Origin of the sequence: Sanguibacter inulinus (genome assembly GCF_013415325.1) — a bacterium.
In the GTDB taxonomy this organism is placed as follows: Bacteria; Actinomycetota; Actinomycetes; order Actinomycetales; family Cellulomonadaceae; genus Sanguibacter; species Sanguibacter inulinus.
In genome coordinates, this window is record NZ_JACBYE010000022.1 from 1 (window position 1) to 15,926 (window position 15,926).

A 15,926-nucleotide genomic window follows, 5' to 3' on the forward strand; every position below is an offset into this window, starting at 1 on the left:
GTGCTCGGGCGGGGGAGCGGAGGACCTCAGCTCGAGGCTCGCAGCACCAGGACGGGGGCGAGCACGGAGCGGCCTGTCGGGTCCACGACGGGTGGGAGCTCGGTGTCGGACGGGTCGGCGAGGTCCTCCGCCGAGATCGCCCCGAGCGTCACGAGGAGCTCTTCGGTCGCGAGGCGGGCCATCCGGACCACGGGGTTGGCGACCGTCGTGAGGGCGGGGACGGTGTCGTCGGCGACGCCGAGGTCGTCGTAGCCGATGACTGCCACGTCCTCGGGCACCCGGCGCCCGTGCGCGGCGAGCGACTGGAGGGCGCCGCTGGCCATGAGGTCGGAGGCCGCGAAGACGGCGTCGATGGTGGGGTCCTCGGCGAGGATCTGGTCCATCGCCGACGCCCCCGTCGCGATCGTGAAGTCACCGCGGACCACGGGGCCGGGCTCGAGGCCCGCCTCGCGCAGGGCCGCGTGGAAGCCCTCGAGACGGTCTTCGCCCGCGGTCATGTCGCCCGGCCCGGCGATGTGGGCGATGCGCCGGCAGCCGCGCGCGACGAGGTGCTCGGTCGCGATCTTGCCGCCCCCGACATTGTCGACGTCGACGCAGCGCAGCCCCGGGAAAGGGTGGAAGGGGCGGCCGACGAAGACCGCGGGCAGCCGGGACGCCTCGATGGCACCCTCGAGGCCGTCCTTGCGGTGGTGGGAGACGACGATCGCCCCGTCGACGTGCCCGTTGCGCAGGTACTGCGCGATCCGCCCGGCGGACTCGTCGAGCTTGGCGATGAGCAGCACGAGCTGGAGGTCGGAGTTCTTCAGCACAGAGTTCATGCCGCGCAGCGTCGCTGCGAAGAACGGGTCGTTGAGGAATCTCTCGTCGGGCTCGGGGACGACGAGCGCGACAGAGTTGGTGCGGCGGGTGACGAGCGACCTCGCCGCCCGGTTCGGGACGAACCCGAGCCGGGCGACGGCGTCGTCGACGGCGGCCTGCGCCTCGGCGGAGACCCGTGAGCCGCCGTTGATCGCTCGTGATGCTGTCGAGCGTGACACCCCGGCGGCCAGGGCCACCTCTTCGAGCGTCGGGACCTGCATGCTCATCGGATCTCCTCGTGGGGCGTGGGCCCCGGTGCTGTGGTGCGCTGCGCCTCAGGCGCGGCGCGGCGGGACTGTGCTGGTCCGGGCGACCTCGCCGTACCACGCACCGCTCGCCTTGACGGTCCGTTCCTGGGTCTCATAGTTCACCCGGACGATACCGAAGCGCTTGTTGTAGCCCCAGGCCCACTCGAAGTTGTCGAGCAGCGACCATGCGAAGTATCCCGCGACGTCGGCCCCCTGCGCGATAGCCTCGTGCGTCGCGCGCAGGTGGAGGTCGTAGAACGAGAGCCTGTCCTGGTCGTCGACCTGCTCGTCCGGGCCGGCGACGTCGTCGTAGGCGCAGCCGTTCTCGGTCACGTACAGGCGCATGCCCTTCGGCCCCGTGTACTCCTCGTGCATGCGCACCAGCAGGCGGGTGAGGAGCTCGGGCTGGATCTCCCAGTCCATGTCGGTCACGGGCGCGCCCGTCGGGTGCCAGAAGACACCGTCGGCGGCAGGCCACGGGGCCGAGGTCTCACGGGCGACGGGTGCGTCGCCGTGCAGCTCTTCGGTCGGTGCGGCCGGGGTCTTCGACACGCTCTCGCCGTGGTAGTAGTTCACGCCCAGGGTGTCGATCGGCGTCGAGATGATCTCGAGGTCGCCGTCGTGCACGTGCTCGAGGAAACCCTCGGCCAGGCCGAGCTCGTCGAGGTCCTCGAGCAGGTCGACGGGGTAGGCGCCGTGGAAGATCGGGTCGGCGAACACCCTGTTGAACTGCGCGTCGATGCGGCGCGCGGCGTCGACGTCGTCAGGGTTCGTCGGGTCGACGGGCTCGGCGACCGTGAGGTTGAGCGTGAGACCGAGGTTCGCCTCGGGCGCACGAGCGCGCAGCTCCTGCGTGGCCAGGCCGTGGCCGAGCAGCAGGTGGTGGGCTGCCGCGAGGCCGTCGGGCCGCGACTGACGGCCCGGTGCGTGCACCCCGGCGGTGTAGCTGAGGAAGGAGGAGCACCACGGCTCGTTGAGCGTGGTCCACACGCCGACGCGGTCGCCGAGCGCCTCGTGCATCGTCACGGCGTACTCGGCGAAGAGGTACGCGGTGTCGCGGTTGGTCCAGCCGCCCTTGTCCTCGAGGGCCTGGGGGAGGTCCCAGTGGTACAGCGTGATCCACGGCAGGATGTCCTGCTCGAGGAGGGAGTCGACGAGGCGCGAGTAGAAGTCGAGCCCCTTCTGGTTGACCCCGGCCGGACCGGCGACGCCGTCGGGGCGCACGCGTGCCCACGACGAGGAGAACCTGTACGCGCCGATGCTCAGCTCTTTCATGAGCCGGGTGTCGTCGGCGTAGCGGTGGTAGTGGTCGCACGCGACGTCGCCGGTGTGGCCGTCGAGCACGGCGCCGGGCACGCGGCAGAAGGTGTCCCAGATGGAGTCCTTGCGGCCGTCCTCGTGCGCTGCGCCCTCGATCTGGAACGCCGCTGTCGCTGCGCCCCAGACGAAGCCCTCGGGGAAGACCAGGGGCGCGGTGGTCGCGGTCTGGTCGGGGGTGGGGGTCGAGGTGGTCATCCCTTGACAGCTCCTTGCATGATGCCGGCGACCAGCTGGCGGCCCGCGAAGAGGAAGACGAAGATCAGCGGCAGCGTCGAGAGCAGCACACCGGCCATGATGAGCGAGTAGTCCTGGAAGTAGTTCGCCTGGAGCTGCTGGATCACCATGGGCAGGGTCGGGTTGGACCCGTTGAGGATGATGAACGGCCAGAAGAACGCCGTCCAGCTGCCGATGAAGGTGAAGAGCGCGAGCATCGCTGCGGCGGGACGGGCTGCCGGCATGGCGACGTGCCAGAACGTGCGGATCATCGACGCGCCGTCCATGCGGGCCGCCTCGATGAGCTCGAAGGGCAGGGCGTTCTCGAGGTACTGGGTCATCCAGAACACACCGAAGGCTGTCACCATGCCGGGCACGATCACGGCGATCAGCTTGCCGGACCAGCCGATCTCGGACATGACGATGAACAGCGGGACGATGCCGAGCTGGGTCGGGATCGCCATGGTCGCGATGACGAAGACGAGCAGCGGGCCACGGCCGCGGAAGCGCAGCTTCGCGAAGGAGTAGCCGGCGAGCGTCGAGAAGACCACGACCGACAGCGACTGCAGGACGGCCACGATCATCGAGTTCACGAAGCCCTTGAGGAGCGGGATGTTCGACTCGAAGACGCGGGAGAAGTTCTCGAAGAGGTTGCCCTGCGGGATGAGGCTGGGGATCGGGTTCTGCGAGATCGTCAGCTGGTCGGAGGACCCGAGCAGGAACACGTAGAGCAGCGGGTAGACGGACACGAGCAGCACGATGCCGAGCAGCGTGTACGTGATCCACCCGGGGCGGCGGTCGGCTCCGCCGACCTTGTTGCGGCGCCGCTTGGCGGCGCTGCGAGCAGCGCCCTTGCCGGCGGTCTGGGCGATGACAGGGACCGAGCTCATCGCGTCCTCCCGGTGGTCGTGGTGCCGTTGTCGGGCAGGTCGTCTGACTGTGTGGTCGGGTCGGCTGCGGCCGGCACGCCGACGCCCGTGGGGGCGAGGGGTGCTGTCGGTGCCGGGGGCGTGGGGGGTGCCTCGCGCAGCGACTTCTTCTTCGCGCGGGCCACCGCCCGGGTGCCCGAGGACGAGATCCGCCGGGTGATGAGGAAGTTGAGGATGCCGATCACCACGATGAGCAGGAAGAGGATCCATGCGACCGCGGCGGCGCGGCCGAAGCTCTTCTGGTTGCCCCAGCCGAGCTCGTAGATGTACATGGTGAGCGTCATCCACTGACGGTCCGCTCCACCCATGCCGGAGGGGTCGAACATGCGCGGCTCGTCGAAGATCTGCAGACCGCCGATGGTCGAGGTGATGACCACGAAGATGATGGTCGCGCGCAGCTGCGGCACGGTGACCGAGAAGAACTGGCGCAGGCGCCCGGCGCCGTCGATGATCGCGGCCTCGTAGAGCTCGCGCGGCACGGCCTGCATGGCCGCGAGGAAGATGAGGGTGTTGTAGCCGGTCCAGCGGAAGTTCACCATCGTGGCGATCGCGAAGTGGCTGGGGAGGATCTCGGCGTGCCAGCGGACCGGGTCGACGCCGATGATGTCCAGGACCGCGTTGATCGTGCCGGACTGGTCGGCGAAGAGGCGACCGAAGATCAGGCCGACGGCGACGGGGGCGACCACGTAGGGGAGCAGCACGCCCATGCGCCAGAAGGTCTTCGCGCGGATGTTCGCGTCGAGCAGCGCGGCGAGGATGATCGCGATGATCACCTGCGGCACCGAGGACAGCAGGAAGATCGAGAAGGTGTTGCGCAGCGCCTTCCAGAAGTTCGGCTGGTGGAGCACGTCCACGTAGTTCTGCAGGCCCACCATCTCGCCCTGCCCGATGAGCAGGTTCCAGTCGTGGACCGAGACCCACGCTGTGTAGACCAGCGGGAACAGACCGGTGATCGCGAAGAGGACGAAGAACGGAGAGATGTACAGGTACGGGGAGAGCTTCACATCCCACTTGCCGCGCTTCTGACGGAAGGCGATCCGACGGGGTGTGCGCTCCTCGTCGGTCGAGGGCTTGGGTGGGGACAGGACAGCCATGAGGATCCTTCGGGCAGACGCCGCAGCGGGGCGCGGATGAGCAGAGGCGGTGCCGCGTCGGGCACGCCGCGCCCCGGGTGGGGCGCGCCGTGCCCGACGCGGCGGTCAGGCGCGGTGGTGCAGCGAGGTCAGAAGCCCAGGTTGCTGAAGTCGCTCAGAGCCTGGTCCCATGCCTCGTCGGCCTTCTGGGTCTGCTCGATGTCGACGCGCTTCAGGGCGTCGCCGACGGCCTGGTTGATCGCGAAGTAGTTCTGGCCCTTGAACGGCGGGACCGGGTTGACGGCGTTGGAGCGGTTGATGAAGATCTCGCCGACGGGTGCGTCGTTGAAGAAGTCGTTCGTCGCCGAGGTGAGGGTCTCGTCGTCGTATGCCGCGACCTGGCTCGGGAAGGTGCCCGCGTTGGCGAAGGCCTTGATCTGCTGCTCAGGGGCGGTCAGCCACAGAGCGAGCTTCTTGGCCTCTTCGACGTTCTTGCCGGACTTCGGGACGGTCAGGAAGGACCCGCCCCAGTTGCCGCCGCCGCCGGGGAAGACGTCAGCGACGTCCCAGCCGTCGACGCCGCCCGCGCGCTCTTCGACCGGACCGGTCATCCAGGCGGGGCAGAGCATCGTCGCGAAGCCGGCGTTCTGGAACGCAGCGTCCCAGTCGGGGCTCCACTGGTCGAGGTGCGCCGAGAGCTCAGGGGCGACCTCGAGGATCGAGTCGTAGAAGCCCTTGATCTCGGTGTTCGACGCGAGGTCCTTCGGCTCGCCCGTGGAGGGGTCCTCGTAGGCTGCCTCGACCTGGCCGACCATGCCCTGCATGATCGCGTTGCTCGAGTCGTACCAGGCGGAGTCGCTCGCTGCGGTGAAGGTCTTGCCCGCTGCGAAGTAGTCGTCCCAGGTGGCGTCCTCGCCACCGAGGAGCTCGGCGACAGCGGCGCGGTCGGTCGGCAGACCGGCGGCCTCGAAGAGGTCGGAGCGGTAGCAGATGCCGGCCGGCCCGATGTCCGTGCCGAGGCCGATGAGCGTGCCGTCCGAGGCCGTGCCCTGCTTGAGCTTCCAGTCGACGTAGCGACCCTCGACCTCAGGGTCGGACAGGTCGGCGAAGGCCGAGGAGACCATGTCGAGCTCAGGCATCCAGTCGACCTCGATGCCCTCGATGTCGGCGAGGCCGTCACCGCCGGCGGCGAGCTTCGTCGTGAGGTTGGAGCGAGCGTCCTCGGTCTTGGCAGCCTTGGTCTGCTTGACGACGACGTTCGGGTTGGCGGCCGTGTACTCCGCGAGGAGCTCGTCGGTGTAGCCGAAGTTGTTGAAGGTGGCGACGGTCAGCTCGATCTTGCCGTCCGCGTTGGTCGACGAGCCGCTGGCCTCGTCGTCGCTGGAGCAAGCCGAGAGCGCGAGCGCCATGATCGAGGCGCCGGCCACCACGGAGGTGAGGCGACGCGAACGAGGGGTGCTGAACATAGGTGAAGACTCCTTTGTCCACGGTCCGGCTGCGGTGCCGTCCGTGCGTGTGAAGGACTGTCGGACTCCCCGGTGAGGGGTGACCGTCGAACCTGCATGTGGAGGAGGTAGCCCGCCTGTGGGAACGCTCCCATGCGTCACGGATGATCATGGTGGGATCGCTCCCACACGTCAATGCCCAGTCGGGGTGAGAGCGGTTCCAAGGGCACTCGAAAGTGCATAGTCGCAGGTCAGAGCATTGCCGACCGCGTGGAAGGTTGCTGAATCGTTATCGGGTGACCGGTTCGGACGGTGCCCAGACGCACGAGAGGGCCGCCCTCGAGAGGGCGGCCCTGGCTCCGGGGAGGCGGTCGTCGTCGACCGCCTGACGAGTCAGTCCTGCGGGTGGGTCGCGATCCAGTCGGAGGCCGTCGCGGCCTCGGCTGTGAGGGCCTGGCGGATGGCCTCGGCGGCAGCCTTCTCGATGCTCGCCCCGAAGAGCGGGACAGGGGACTTGATCTCGCCCTCGTAGGTCATGGTCGAGCCTCCGGCAGCGGGCACCAGGGTGATCGACCCCGTCATGCGCACGGGCGCGCCGGTGATCTCGACCGAGACCGTGCCGAAGCGACGCCCGTCGGCCCCCTCGGTCGGCTCGGCCCACGCCTCGGTCTGGCGGATCTCGAGCTCGGACCCCACGAAGGAGCGCGCCTGCGCAGGGATCTGGTCGCTCGGGATCACCCTGCGGACCGCCGACGTGTAGCTGCCGTCGGTGCCCGAGGTCACGTCGACTGTGAGCACCTTCGACCCGGCCTGCGCCGCCTTGTGGCGGATGAACTCGGGGTCGTTGACCAGCCGGACCGCGGCGTCGGTCGGCAGGGGAAGGTCCAGGGTGATGCTCGTGCGCATGGGTCGTGCTCCTTCGCCGTGACGGGTGAGCACGAGCCTACCGAACGGTGCGCCCGGGTGTACGTCTGCCGATGTGGGGACGAGGTGCGCGGGCGAGCACGTCCGGACGACGCGCGGGGCGCTCGCCCGCGTAGGCTTCCTCTGTGTCGACCATGAGCAACCTCGTGTCCAAGTACAGCGCGCTCGACCCTGCGGACGCCGAGTGGCTCCACCTGCTGGTGGGTGACTGGCAGCTCATCTCCGACCTGGCCTTCGCCGACCTCGTGCTGTGGCTGCCGACGACCGACGGCGGTTTCGTGGCCGTGTCCCAGTGCCGACCGAGCACAGGCGCGACGGTCCACCACGACGACATCGTCGGGTCCTTCGCGCCGGGCGGGCTGCTGCCCCAGCTGGAGCGTGCCCTCACGGAGGAGCGCACGCAGCGCTCGCGCGAGCCCCGGTGGTTCGGCACCTACGCGGTCCGCGAGGAGGTCGTCCCGGTCCTGCACGAGGGTCGACCGATCGCTGTCGTCGCCCGGCAGACCAACCTCGGCAGCGGGCGCACCCCCAGCCGTCTCGAGCTCAACTACGTCGAGGCCGCCGACGACCTCATGAACATGGTGACGACCGGCGAGTTCCCCTCGCCCGACGGTGCGACGGGCCCGCGGCGGGGTGCACCACGCGTGGGTGACGGGCTCATCCGCCTCAACTCCGAGGGCGAGGTGCTCTACGCGAGCCCGAACGCGCTCAGCTGCTTCCACAGGCTCGGGGTGATCGGTGCCCTCGTGGGCGAGTCGCTCATCGAGGTGACGACCGAGCTCGTCGAGCACCAGGTGCCCGTGGACGAGTCCATGCCGCTCGTGCTCATGGGGCGGGCTCCGTGGCGCACCGAGGTCGACTCGCACGGGGTGTGCCTCTCGGTGCGCTCGGTCCCGCTGACGGAGAACGGCCAGCGCATCGGCGCTGTCCTCATGTGCCGCGACGTGTCCGAGCTCCGCAGGCGTGAGCGCGAGCTCATCACCAAGGACGCGACGATCCGCGAGATCCACCACCGCGTGAAGAACAACCTGCAGACCGTCGCGGCGCTGCTGCGTCTCCAGGCGCGTCGCATGACCGTGCCCGAGGCCAAGGAGGCTCTCGAAGAGGCCATGCGCCGTGTGGCGACCATCGCCCTCGTGCACGACTCGCTCTCGCAGACCCTCGACGAAGAGGTCGAGTTCGACGACATGATGGGGCGTGCGCTGCGCCTCACGGCCGACGTCGCCTCGGCCGACGTGAGCGTGCGCACGGTGCAGACGGGGACCTTCGGCATGGTGCCCGCGCAGGACGCCACGGCCCTCGCGCTGATCCTCACCGAGCTGGTGACCAACGCCGTCGAGCACGGGCTGTCGGCAGCCGGTGGAGGCACCGTCGAGGTCAGGGCGGAGCGGGACGGGGCGCACCTGTCGGTCACGGTCGAGGACGACGGCGTCGGCATGGGTGAGGGCAAGGGGCCGTCGGGTGGCCTCGGGACCCAGATCGTCAAGACCCTCGTCACCAACGAGCTCCAGGGCACGATCGAGTGGGAGCCCCGCGAGGGTGGCGGGACGATCGTCGCCGTCGCCGTCGTCCTCCGCGGCGTCACGACCCATGACCCGACGGCCTGACAACGGGCCGGGACGGACCGACGGACCGCACCACCTGACCTGACCGGACCGCAGGCCTCGCCGGACTCGCCTGACTGGGCCCGTCTGATCACGCTGCCCTGACCACCCGGCCCCACCCTCGCACCCGCGAGGTCGTCTGCTCCACGGCGAGGTCGTACGGACACGCCAGAATCGAGTCCGGGACGGCCTGATCCGGCGTGTCCGTACGACCTCGGTGGAATCTGTGCGACCTCGGCGGTGACCGTACGACCTCGGTAGAGCGCGAGCGACCTCGACGGGGGGAGGGGGAGGCGTGCGCCGGTGGGGATGCAGCGAGGCCCGGGTCCCTGGGCGGGATCCGGGCCTCGTGGTTCAGCGGGTGGTGCTCAGTCTGCGGTGCGGCTCAGCGTGACGTCAGCTGGCGCGGCGGGCGCGGGCCGTGCGGCGCTTGAGGGCGCGGCGCTCGTCCTCGGACAGGCCTCCCCAGACGCCGGCGTCCTGGCCGGACTCGATGGCCCACTTGAGGCAGGTGTCGACGACGGGGCAGCGACGGCAGACGGCCTTCGCCTCGTCGATCTGGAGGATCGCGGGACCTGTGTTGCCGATGGGGAAGAACAGCTCAGGGTCTTCGTCGAGACAGGATGCGCGGTGACGCCAATCCATGAGAACTCCTAGGCAGGGGCGAGCCGGCCCAGGGGAGGGCGCGGCAAAGGGAGAGGGTGGCTTGTGACTGCTGGTAACCAGTTCACACCTCAACCATCCCCGGCACAAGGGTTACCAGGAGGTTTCTATTGCGTGACGACTGAGGTCTTGATCACATTTTTGGTCAGCCGCACTCGCCAGGTGAGTTATAAGCACGCTCGACGGCGCTGGTCAAGGGTGATCTTGGGCCGATTCGCGAGGATCGGCACGCTCTGCGCGCTGTGACGTCGGATCCAGGACCAAGGACAGGGTCGAGAGCACTGTGATCTATCCGCTATCGTCTGGAGCACTTATGACTTCCTCAGGTTTCTCCCAGCCGTCTGAGCCCACGCCCGAGCGTCGGGGCGCCCTCGGCCGCTGGTTCGAGGTGCGTCGTCACCCCGCGGTCTGGGCCACGTCTGCCCTCCTCGCCCTCGAAGGTCTGGCGCTCGTCGTCTTCGCGGTGATCGGCGCCCTCGACTTCCTCCCCGGGCGGGACAGGGTCGTCTCGGTCGCGATCGCCCTCACCCTGTCGTGCGCGGCAGGGGCCTGGCTGATGCTCGCAGCCGCCTACGGGGTGTCCGTGGGACGGTCCTGGGTGCGGGGTCCCGTCATCACCGTGCAGGTGCTGACGGGGCTGGTCGGTGTGAGCTTCCTCCAGGGCGGCACGACGGGCCTCGGTCTGGCGCTCGTCGTCGTCGCGGTCCTCGGTCTGGTCGGGCTGCTCTCCGGTCCGGTCTCCAGCTTCACCGGTCGTCGCACCTACGACCTCGACCAGGACTGAGCCGGCGCGGTTCGCGCCTGCCCCCACCGGCACCTGACGAGCGCCTGCGGCAGCCACCCTGACGCAGAGGGCGGGCAGACGTGGTGCCTGCCCGCCCTCTGCGGTGCTGCCGACCTCAGTCGACGGCCAGTGCCTCGACCGGCGAGGTCTTCGCCGCCGAGCGTCCGGGGACGATCGACGCGAGCAGGCCTGCCGCGACGGCGACCAGGACGACGAGCCCGAGCGTCCCGAAGGGAACCGTGAGCGACACGTCGGCGAAGCCGCCGAGGACCACCAACGACCCGACCCACCCGTAGAGCAGCCCGAGGGCGACCCCGAGGACCGCGCCGACCCCGGCGATGAGCATGCCCTCCTGCGCGAGCGTCGAGCGCAGCTGGCGCTTGCTCAGCCCGATGGCCCGGAGCGTGGCCGACTCGCGTCGTCGCTCGAGGACCGACAGGGAGAGCGTGTTCGCCACCCCGATGAGGGCGATCACCACGGCGATGGCCAGGAGGCCGACGACCACCGCGAGGATGGTGTCGATCGCCTGCTGCATCGTGGCCCGCTCGACGGCGGCACCTGCCACGCCGACCGAGGTCCCCGACACCGCGTCGCGGATCTCGTTGACCGTGCTGCCGGCGTCGTCGAGGTCGGTGACCTTGACCCAGACCGAGGTCGGTGCCGTCGACGAGACGATCTGCTCGCCGACGCTCGAGTCGACGACGACGTTCATGCCGGAGATGTCTCCGACCACCGCGTCGAGCGTGACCTCTCCACGGTCCCCCTCGAGGGTGATCGTGGAGGAGCCCTGGAGGAAGTAGTCGGCGTAGTTCTCCGAGACCACGGCGTGCGTGGCGTCGAGACCGTCGAGGATCGACGGGTCGCGCAGCGCGCCCCGGGCAGAGGCCGGGTCCACGACCTGCACGGTCTCGTCCTCGGCCACCGAGCCGTTCGACTCGGTCCGCACCAGGACCTCGGTGATCGGTGCCACGGCGGCCACCTCGTCGAGGCTGGACACCTCGGAGATCAGCGTGGGGGAGAGGGGCTCCACGTCGGTGCCCGCCGACCAGGCCTGTCCCTGGACCTGCACGTCGACGTTGTAGGTGCCGTCGAGGGTCGAGCTGAGAGAGCCACGCGCCGTCGAGGCGCCGACGGACATCATCGCAACCAGGGTCACGCCGATGAGCAGCGCGCTGCTCGTCGCCGCGGTGCGGCGCGGGTTCCGGGTGATGTTGGCGGCGGCGAGCTGGGTGCTCGGCCCTGCGGACGAGAGCATCCGACCGACCGCGCCGACGATCTTCGGCACCCAGAACACGGCACCGAGCAGGACCCCCACGAAGGAGGTTGCCCCGCCCAGGACGCCGGCCAGCAGCCCGACCTCGACCTGCCCGTTCTGGCTGGCAGCCACGCCGCCGACCACGAGGAGCGCGCCGCCGAGCACGAGGAGCAGGGTGAAGACGAGACGGACCCGTCCGCCGCCGGCTGTCGCGCTCGGTGCCTCGGAGGGGCGCAGCGCCTCGAGGGGTGCGACACGGGTCGCGGCCCGCGCGGGGACGAGGCTGGCGAGGACAGTCACGAGGGTGCCGACCACGAGCGGCCAGACCACGGCGGCGACTGAGAAGGAGATACGGCTGGGGACCGGGATGTCGAGGTCGACCCGACCGAGCACCATGACCGCGATCTGCACGAAGGCAGACCCGACGGCCAGCCCGATCGCCGACGAGACCAGACCGAGGGTCGCGGCCTCGAGGACGACCGACTGACGCAGCTGGGACTTCTTGGCGCCGACGCAGCGCAGCAGCGCGAGCGTCCGGGTCCGCTGGGCGACGATCACCTGGAAGGTGTTCGAGATGACGAGGGCCGCGACGAGCAGTGCGATCGCCGCGAAGGAGAGGATCGTCAGGGTGAAGACCTGCTGGTCCCCGGTGACGGCGTTGATCGAGCTCTCGGCGGCAGCGTCCTTGGTCTCCACCGTCATGCCCTGGTCGGCGACGACGGCCTGGATCGCGCTGCTCACCGCCGACTCGTCGGCGCCTGCCTCGAGCAGCACGGCGATGTCGACGTGCATGGGGTCGGAGTCGGGCCAACGACGGTCCGTGAAGGTGTCCGCGGTCACCACAGCAGCCCCGCCCTGCATCGCGTAGGCCTTGAAGGGGTCGTCGACGATCCCGCTGACGGTGAGCGTCGTCTCGACAGGCTCGTCGGACGCGGTCGTGCTCTCGCCGTCGACGGCTGACGTGCTCTCGACGGCCGAGGGCCCCCACGAGAGGTCCGTGAGCGTGTCGCCGGGAGCCACGCCGAGGAGCTCGGCGGCGTCCGCGGGGAGCGCGATCTCCTCGCTCGACGCCGGGAAGGTGCCGGACACGAGAGTGAGGGGCTGGAGCTTCGGCGACGAGGGCACGGCGATGGTGGCCTGGTAGAGGCTCCGGGCGCCGTTCTGGAGCTGGAGGTAGGTCGACTCGACCGGGTCTGCAGCCTCGACGCCGTCGATCTGGCGCATCTGGTCGAGCTGGGCCTCGTCGGCCGCGAACGACGTCGCGTCGCCGTAGCCGCCTGCCCCGCTCGCCGCGCGCACCACGAGCTCGGCCTGCCCGTACTGGGCGGCGACCGAGTCGTAGCTGGCGCGCTTGAGCACGTCGGAGGCGAGGAGGGTGGCGGCCACGAAGGCCGTGCCGATCGCGATCGCGACACCGGCGGCAGCGAGCCGCCCGATGCTGCGTCGCATCTGGGCGAAGGTGAGGGCGAACATCAGGAGGCCACCTGCCGGGTGGCGCCGGTGTCAGCGGTCGTCTCGAAGGTGCGCAGCGCGTCGAGCCCTGCGAGGACAGACTCCGGGGTCGGGTTGGCGATGTCGCCGGCGATCGCGCCGTCGGCGATGAGCACCACGCGGTCGGCGTAGGCGGCGGCCGCCGGGTCGTGGGTGACCATGATGATCGTGCGGCCCAGCTCACGCACAGAGCGTCGCAAGAAGCTCAGCACCTCGGCGCCCGAGCGCGAGTCGAGGTTCCCGGTGGGCTCGTCGGCGAAGACGACCTCGGGACGGGCGATGAGCGCCCGGGCGATCGCCACGCGCTGCTGCTGCCCGCCCGACAGCTCCGAGGGACGGTGCGAGAGCCTGTCCTGGATTCCCAGGGTGACGGCGAGCGTGCTCAGCCACTCCTTCACCTCGGCGGTCACGGGCGACCCTGCGAGGGTCAGCGGCAGCAGGATGTTCTGCTCGGCCGTGAACATCGGCAGCAGGTTGAAGGACTGGAAGACGAAGCCGACCCTGTCGCGGCGCAGCGAGGTCAGGTGGTTGTCGTCGAGGCTCGTGACCTCGGTGTCACCGATGAAGGCCTGCCCCGACGACGCCGAGTCGAGCCCCGCGAGCAGGTGCATGAGCGTGGACTTGCCGGAGCCCGACGGGCCCATGATCGCGGTGAACTGGCCGGCCGCGAAGTCCACGTCGACCCCGTCGAGCGCGTGCACGGTCCCGGCACCCTTGCCGTAGAGCTTGGTGAGGGACCTGGCGCGGACCGCAGGCTGGGCGGGCGCGCCGGACGTCGGGCGGGGGTGGGGTGCTGCGGACGAGTCCACGAGATGTCTCCTGGTGGCGGGGGAACGATGGACGTCGGGAGCGGACGCGCTCCGAGGAGCGCACGAGCTGGGGAACCCGCCCCCGACGTGATCACCACGCTAGTTCTGGGGCCTCGCCCGCTGCGTCGGGCCGAGGGCTGGTCTTGCCCTGCCCGCTGTCATCCCCCGGGCGGACCTGTGACGACGTCCGAGCCGTCCGCGGACGGACCGGGCTACTCGCCTGGACGGACCAGACCGGTCTCGTAGGCGGTGACCACGGCCTGCACCCTGTCGCGAGCACCCAGCTTGGCCAAGATCCTGCCGACGTGCGTCTTGACCGTCGCCTCGGCGACGAACAGGTCCGAGGCGATCTCCTGGTTCGCGCGGCCTCGCGCCATGAGCACGAGGACCTCGCGCTCGCGGTCGGTGAGGCTGTCGACGGCCGAGGCCTTGCCCGAGTCGGCGAGCTGCTCTGCCGGGAGGGTCGTCACGAGCCTGTCGAGCAGCCGGCGTGTGGTCGAGGGGGCGATGACGGCGTCGCCCGAGTGGACGGTGCGGATGGCCGCGAGCATCTCCTCGGGCGGGGCGTCCTTGAGCAGGAACCCGCTCGCCCCGGAGCGGATCGCCTCGAGGGCGTACTCGTCGAGGTCGAAGGTCGTCAGCACGATGATGCGCGGAGCCGTGTCGGGGTGCGCGGCCCACAGCGCTGTCAGCTGGGCCGTCGCGACGAGCCCGTCCATGGTCGGCATCCGGATGTCCATGAGCACCACGTCGACGGGGTGGTCGGTCAGCAGGCGGACCGCCTGGGCGCCGTCACCGGCCTCGACCACGACCTCGAGGTCGGGCTGAGAGTCGATCACCATGCGGAACCCGGCCCTGAGGAGCTGCTGGTCGTCGACGATCGCGACGCGGATGTGCGGTGAGGCGTCGGGCAGGGCGGTCGTCATGGTGCGGAGAGCTCCTCGGTACGTGGCTCGGGCAGCGGAAGGTCAAGCATCACACGGAAGCCGCCGCCGGGGCGTGGTCCCGAGGTCACGGTCCCCCCGAACATCGCGGCGCGCTCGCGCATGCCGAGCAGTCCTTGACCGGCGCCGTCGCTGTCGGCCGAGGCGCCGCGCCCGTCGTCGTCGATCTCGACCTTGACGCTGCGGCGTTCCCACGTCACCACGACGGTCACCGAGGGGTCCGGCCCTGCGTGCTTGAGGATGTTCGTCAGCGCTTCCTGGCAGATCCTGTACAGCGTCAGGCCCGTGCCCGGGGGCAGCGTCCTGGCGACGCCCATGCGGACGAGCGAGACCCGCATCCCCGAGGCGCGCACCTGCTCGACGAGGGCTGTGATGTCTCCTGCGGCAGGTTGCGGTGTGCGCTCGGCGGCCCCGCCGTTGCCCCGCTCGTCGTCGGGCTCGTCGCGGAGCACGCCGAGGAGCCTGCGCATGTCGGCGAGGGCTGCGCGACCGGTCTCGCTGATGGTCCCGAGGGTGCGGGTGGCGGCCTCCGGGTCGGCCGTGGCCGCGTAGCGCCCGCCGTCGGCCTGGGCGATCATCACCGAGAGGGAGTGGGCGACGATGTCGTGCATCTCGCGGGCGATGCGCGAGCGCTCGGCGGCTGTCGCGATGCGGGCCTGCTGGTCACGCTCGACCTCGAGGCTGCGGGTCCTGTCACGCAGCGCGATGAGGGTCTCCCGACGGGCGCGGCGCACGAGCCCGAAGGCCCAGGTCGCGACGAAGAGCAGCCCCACGAAGATGACCGACAGGATCATGCCGAAGATCGTGTTCCCGGCGCCGCTCTGCAGGCCGAGCATGGCCCCCAGCAGCGCCGAGCCGAGGAGACCTGTCGCGATGGCGACGAGGTGCGCCCAGCGCGGGCCGTAGACGGTGACGGAGAACAGGGCCACGAGGACGAAGAAGTTGGCCGGCAGCACGAGAGGCATGCCGAGCAGCATCTGGACGAGGGTGGCGGTGTAGACGAGGGTCACGGAGAGCACCGGCCGGGTACGGCGCACAGCCAGCGGCCCCACGGTCAGCAGCGCGAAGAGCGCGAGGACGGGTGCGGTCCCCACGGTGCCGAGCCCGTAGTCGATGTACCCGGAGGACATGGCCGTCGACAGCGGCACGACGACGAGCAGCGTGAGCAGGGTCCCGACGACGTCGACCTGCGCGCGGTGCTCTTCGGCCCAGCGGCCTGCCCTGTCGTACCAGTTCATGGGGGACAGCCTAGAGAGGCCTCGGGGGGAGCGGCGTCAGCCCCAGGGCGGAGCCCCGGCGCCGCGAGCGCCCCTGCGGGCTGACGGCGTCCGCGGGGCACGGCCGGTCTCGCGGCGGCACGCCTGAC

Annotated in this window: 13 protein-coding genes; 2 read left to right on the forward strand and 11 right to left on the reverse strand. The window is 70.2% G+C overall.

The annotated features are described in order from the left end of the window. Nucleotides 1-26 precede the first annotated feature (26 nt). The 6 genes from HZZ10_RS10205 to HZZ10_RS10230 form a co-directional block, all read right to left on the reverse strand. Entirely contained in the window at nucleotides 27-1,085 is a 1,059-nt protein-coding gene (locus HZZ10_RS10205; RefSeq protein WP_056136710.1) for a LacI family DNA-binding transcriptional regulator, read from the reverse strand. Between the two features lie 48 nt (nucleotides 1,086-1,133). Next, nucleotides 1,134-2,621, reverse strand: coding sequence for a GH1 family beta-glucosidase (locus HZZ10_RS10210; protein WP_179913422.1), 1,488 nt, complete (start codon nucleotides 2,619-2,621; stop codon nucleotides 1,134-1,136). Next, nucleotides 2,618-3,529: a carbohydrate ABC transporter permease gene (locus HZZ10_RS10215; protein ID WP_056136714.1), complete on the reverse strand. Its 912-nt coding sequence runs from the start codon at nucleotides 3,527-3,529 to the stop codon at nucleotides 2,618-2,620. The genes HZZ10_RS10210 and HZZ10_RS10215 overlap by 4 nt, the downstream gene beginning before the upstream one ends. Continuing rightward, entirely contained in the window at nucleotides 3,526-4,662 is a 1,137-nt protein-coding gene (locus tag HZZ10_RS10220) for a carbohydrate ABC transporter permease (protein WP_056136716.1), read from the reverse strand. The genes HZZ10_RS10215 and HZZ10_RS10220 overlap by 4 nt, the downstream gene beginning before the upstream one ends. Nucleotides 4,663-4,790: 128 nt before the next feature. Next, the gene (locus tag HZZ10_RS10225) at nucleotides 4,791-6,107 is read right to left on the reverse strand and encodes an ABC transporter substrate-binding protein (protein ID WP_056136718.1); all 1,317 of its coding nucleotides are present in this window, start codon (nucleotides 6,105-6,107) and stop codon (nucleotides 4,791-4,793) included. A gap of 372 nt (nucleotides 6,108-6,479) precedes the next feature. Further along, nucleotides 6,480-6,992, reverse strand: coding sequence for a DUF2505 domain-containing protein (locus tag HZZ10_RS10230; protein ID WP_056136720.1), 513 nt, complete (start codon nucleotides 6,990-6,992; stop codon nucleotides 6,480-6,482). A gap of 152 nt (nucleotides 6,993-7,144) precedes the next feature. Between HZZ10_RS10230 and HZZ10_RS10235 the strand changes: the two genes are divergently transcribed. Then, nucleotides 7,145-8,617, forward strand: coding sequence for a sensor histidine kinase (locus HZZ10_RS10235; protein ID WP_056137130.1), 1,473 nt, complete (start codon nucleotides 7,145-7,147; stop codon nucleotides 8,615-8,617). Nucleotides 8,618-9,010: 393 nt separating this feature from the next. On the opposite strand, the gene HZZ10_RS10240 is transcribed toward HZZ10_RS10235, so the two are convergent. Beyond that, complete coding sequence (locus HZZ10_RS10240) at nucleotides 9,011-9,259, reverse strand: WhiB family transcriptional regulator (RefSeq protein ID WP_012865865.1); 249 nt, start codon at nucleotides 9,257-9,259, stop codon at nucleotides 9,011-9,013. A 331-nt stretch (nucleotides 9,260-9,590) separates the two neighbouring features. Between HZZ10_RS10240 and HZZ10_RS10245 the strand changes: the two genes are divergently transcribed. Next, entirely contained in the window at nucleotides 9,591-10,061 is a 471-nt protein-coding gene (locus HZZ10_RS10245; RefSeq protein ID WP_179913423.1) for a hypothetical protein, read from the forward strand. Nucleotides 10,062-10,176: 115 nt separating this feature from the next. On the opposite strand, the gene HZZ10_RS10250 is transcribed toward HZZ10_RS10245, so the two are convergent. The 4 genes from HZZ10_RS10250 to HZZ10_RS10265 all read right to left on the reverse strand — a co-directional run bounded on the left by HZZ10_RS10250 (nucleotide 10,177) and on the right by HZZ10_RS10265 (nucleotide 15,798). Beyond that, complete coding sequence (locus HZZ10_RS10250) at nucleotides 10,177-12,789, reverse strand: FtsX-like permease family protein (protein WP_179913424.1); 2,613 nt, start codon at nucleotides 12,787-12,789, stop codon at nucleotides 10,177-10,179. Further along, the gene (locus HZZ10_RS10255; RefSeq protein WP_179913425.1) at nucleotides 12,789-13,616 is read right to left on the reverse strand and encodes an ABC transporter ATP-binding protein; all 828 of its coding nucleotides are present in this window, start codon (nucleotides 13,614-13,616) and stop codon (nucleotides 12,789-12,791) included. The genes HZZ10_RS10250 and HZZ10_RS10255 overlap by 1 nt, the downstream gene beginning before the upstream one ends. 212 nt (nucleotides 13,617-13,828) lie before the next feature. After that, nucleotides 13,829-14,542, reverse strand: a complete 714-nt coding sequence (locus tag HZZ10_RS10260) for a response regulator (protein ID WP_056136728.1) — start codon at nucleotides 14,540-14,542, stop codon at nucleotides 13,829-13,831. Next, the gene (locus HZZ10_RS10265) at nucleotides 14,539-15,798 is read right to left on the reverse strand and encodes a sensor histidine kinase (RefSeq protein ID WP_179913426.1); all 1,260 of its coding nucleotides are present in this window, start codon (nucleotides 15,796-15,798) and stop codon (nucleotides 14,539-14,541) included. The genes HZZ10_RS10260 and HZZ10_RS10265 overlap by 4 nt, the downstream gene beginning before the upstream one ends. Nucleotides 15,799-15,926: the final 128 nt, after the last annotated feature.

What these genes read in the sequence shown, in the direction of transcription:
- HZZ10_RS10205 (WP_056136710.1), bottom strand. Translation starts at nt 1,085, where the DNA reads ATGAGCATGCAGGTCCCGACGCTCGAAGAGGTGGCCCTGGCCGCCGGG.
- HZZ10_RS10210 (WP_179913422.1), bottom strand. Translation starts at nt 2,621, where the DNA reads ATGACCACCTCGACCCCCACCCCCGACCAGACCGCGACCACCGCGCCC.
- HZZ10_RS10215 (WP_056136714.1), bottom strand. Translation starts at nt 3,529, where the DNA reads ATGAGCTCGGTCCCTGTCATCGCCCAGACCGCCGGCAAGGGCGCTGCT.
- HZZ10_RS10220 (WP_056136716.1), bottom strand. Translation starts at nt 4,662, where the DNA reads ATGGCTGTCCTGTCCCCACCCAAGCCCTCGACCGACGAGGAGCGCACA.
- HZZ10_RS10225 (WP_056136718.1), bottom strand. Translation starts at nt 6,107, where the DNA reads ATGTTCAGCACCCCTCGTTCGCGTCGCCTCACCTCCGTGGTGGCCGGC.
- HZZ10_RS10230 (WP_056136720.1), bottom strand. Translation starts at nt 6,992, where the DNA reads ATGCGCACGAGCATCACCCTGGACCTTCCCCTGCCGACCGACGCCGCG.
- HZZ10_RS10235 (WP_056137130.1), top strand. Translation starts at nt 7,145, where the DNA reads ATGAGCAACCTCGTGTCCAAGTACAGCGCGCTCGACCCTGCGGACGCC.
- HZZ10_RS10240 (WP_012865865.1), bottom strand. Translation starts at nt 9,259, where the DNA reads ATGGATTGGCGTCACCGCGCATCCTGTCTCGACGAAGACCCTGAGCTG.
- HZZ10_RS10245 (WP_179913423.1), top strand. Translation starts at nt 9,591, where the DNA reads ATGACTTCCTCAGGTTTCTCCCAGCCGTCTGAGCCCACGCCCGAGCGT.
- HZZ10_RS10250 (WP_179913424.1), bottom strand. Translation starts at nt 12,789, where the DNA reads ATGTTCGCCCTCACCTTCGCCCAGATGCGACGCAGCATCGGGCGGCTC.
- HZZ10_RS10260 (WP_056136728.1), bottom strand. Translation starts at nt 14,542, where the DNA reads ATGACGACCGCCCTGCCCGACGCCTCACCGCACATCCGCGTCGCGATC.
- HZZ10_RS10265 (WP_179913426.1), bottom strand. Translation starts at nt 15,798, where the DNA reads ATGAACTGGTACGACAGGGCAGGCCGCTGGGCCGAAGAGCACCGCGCG.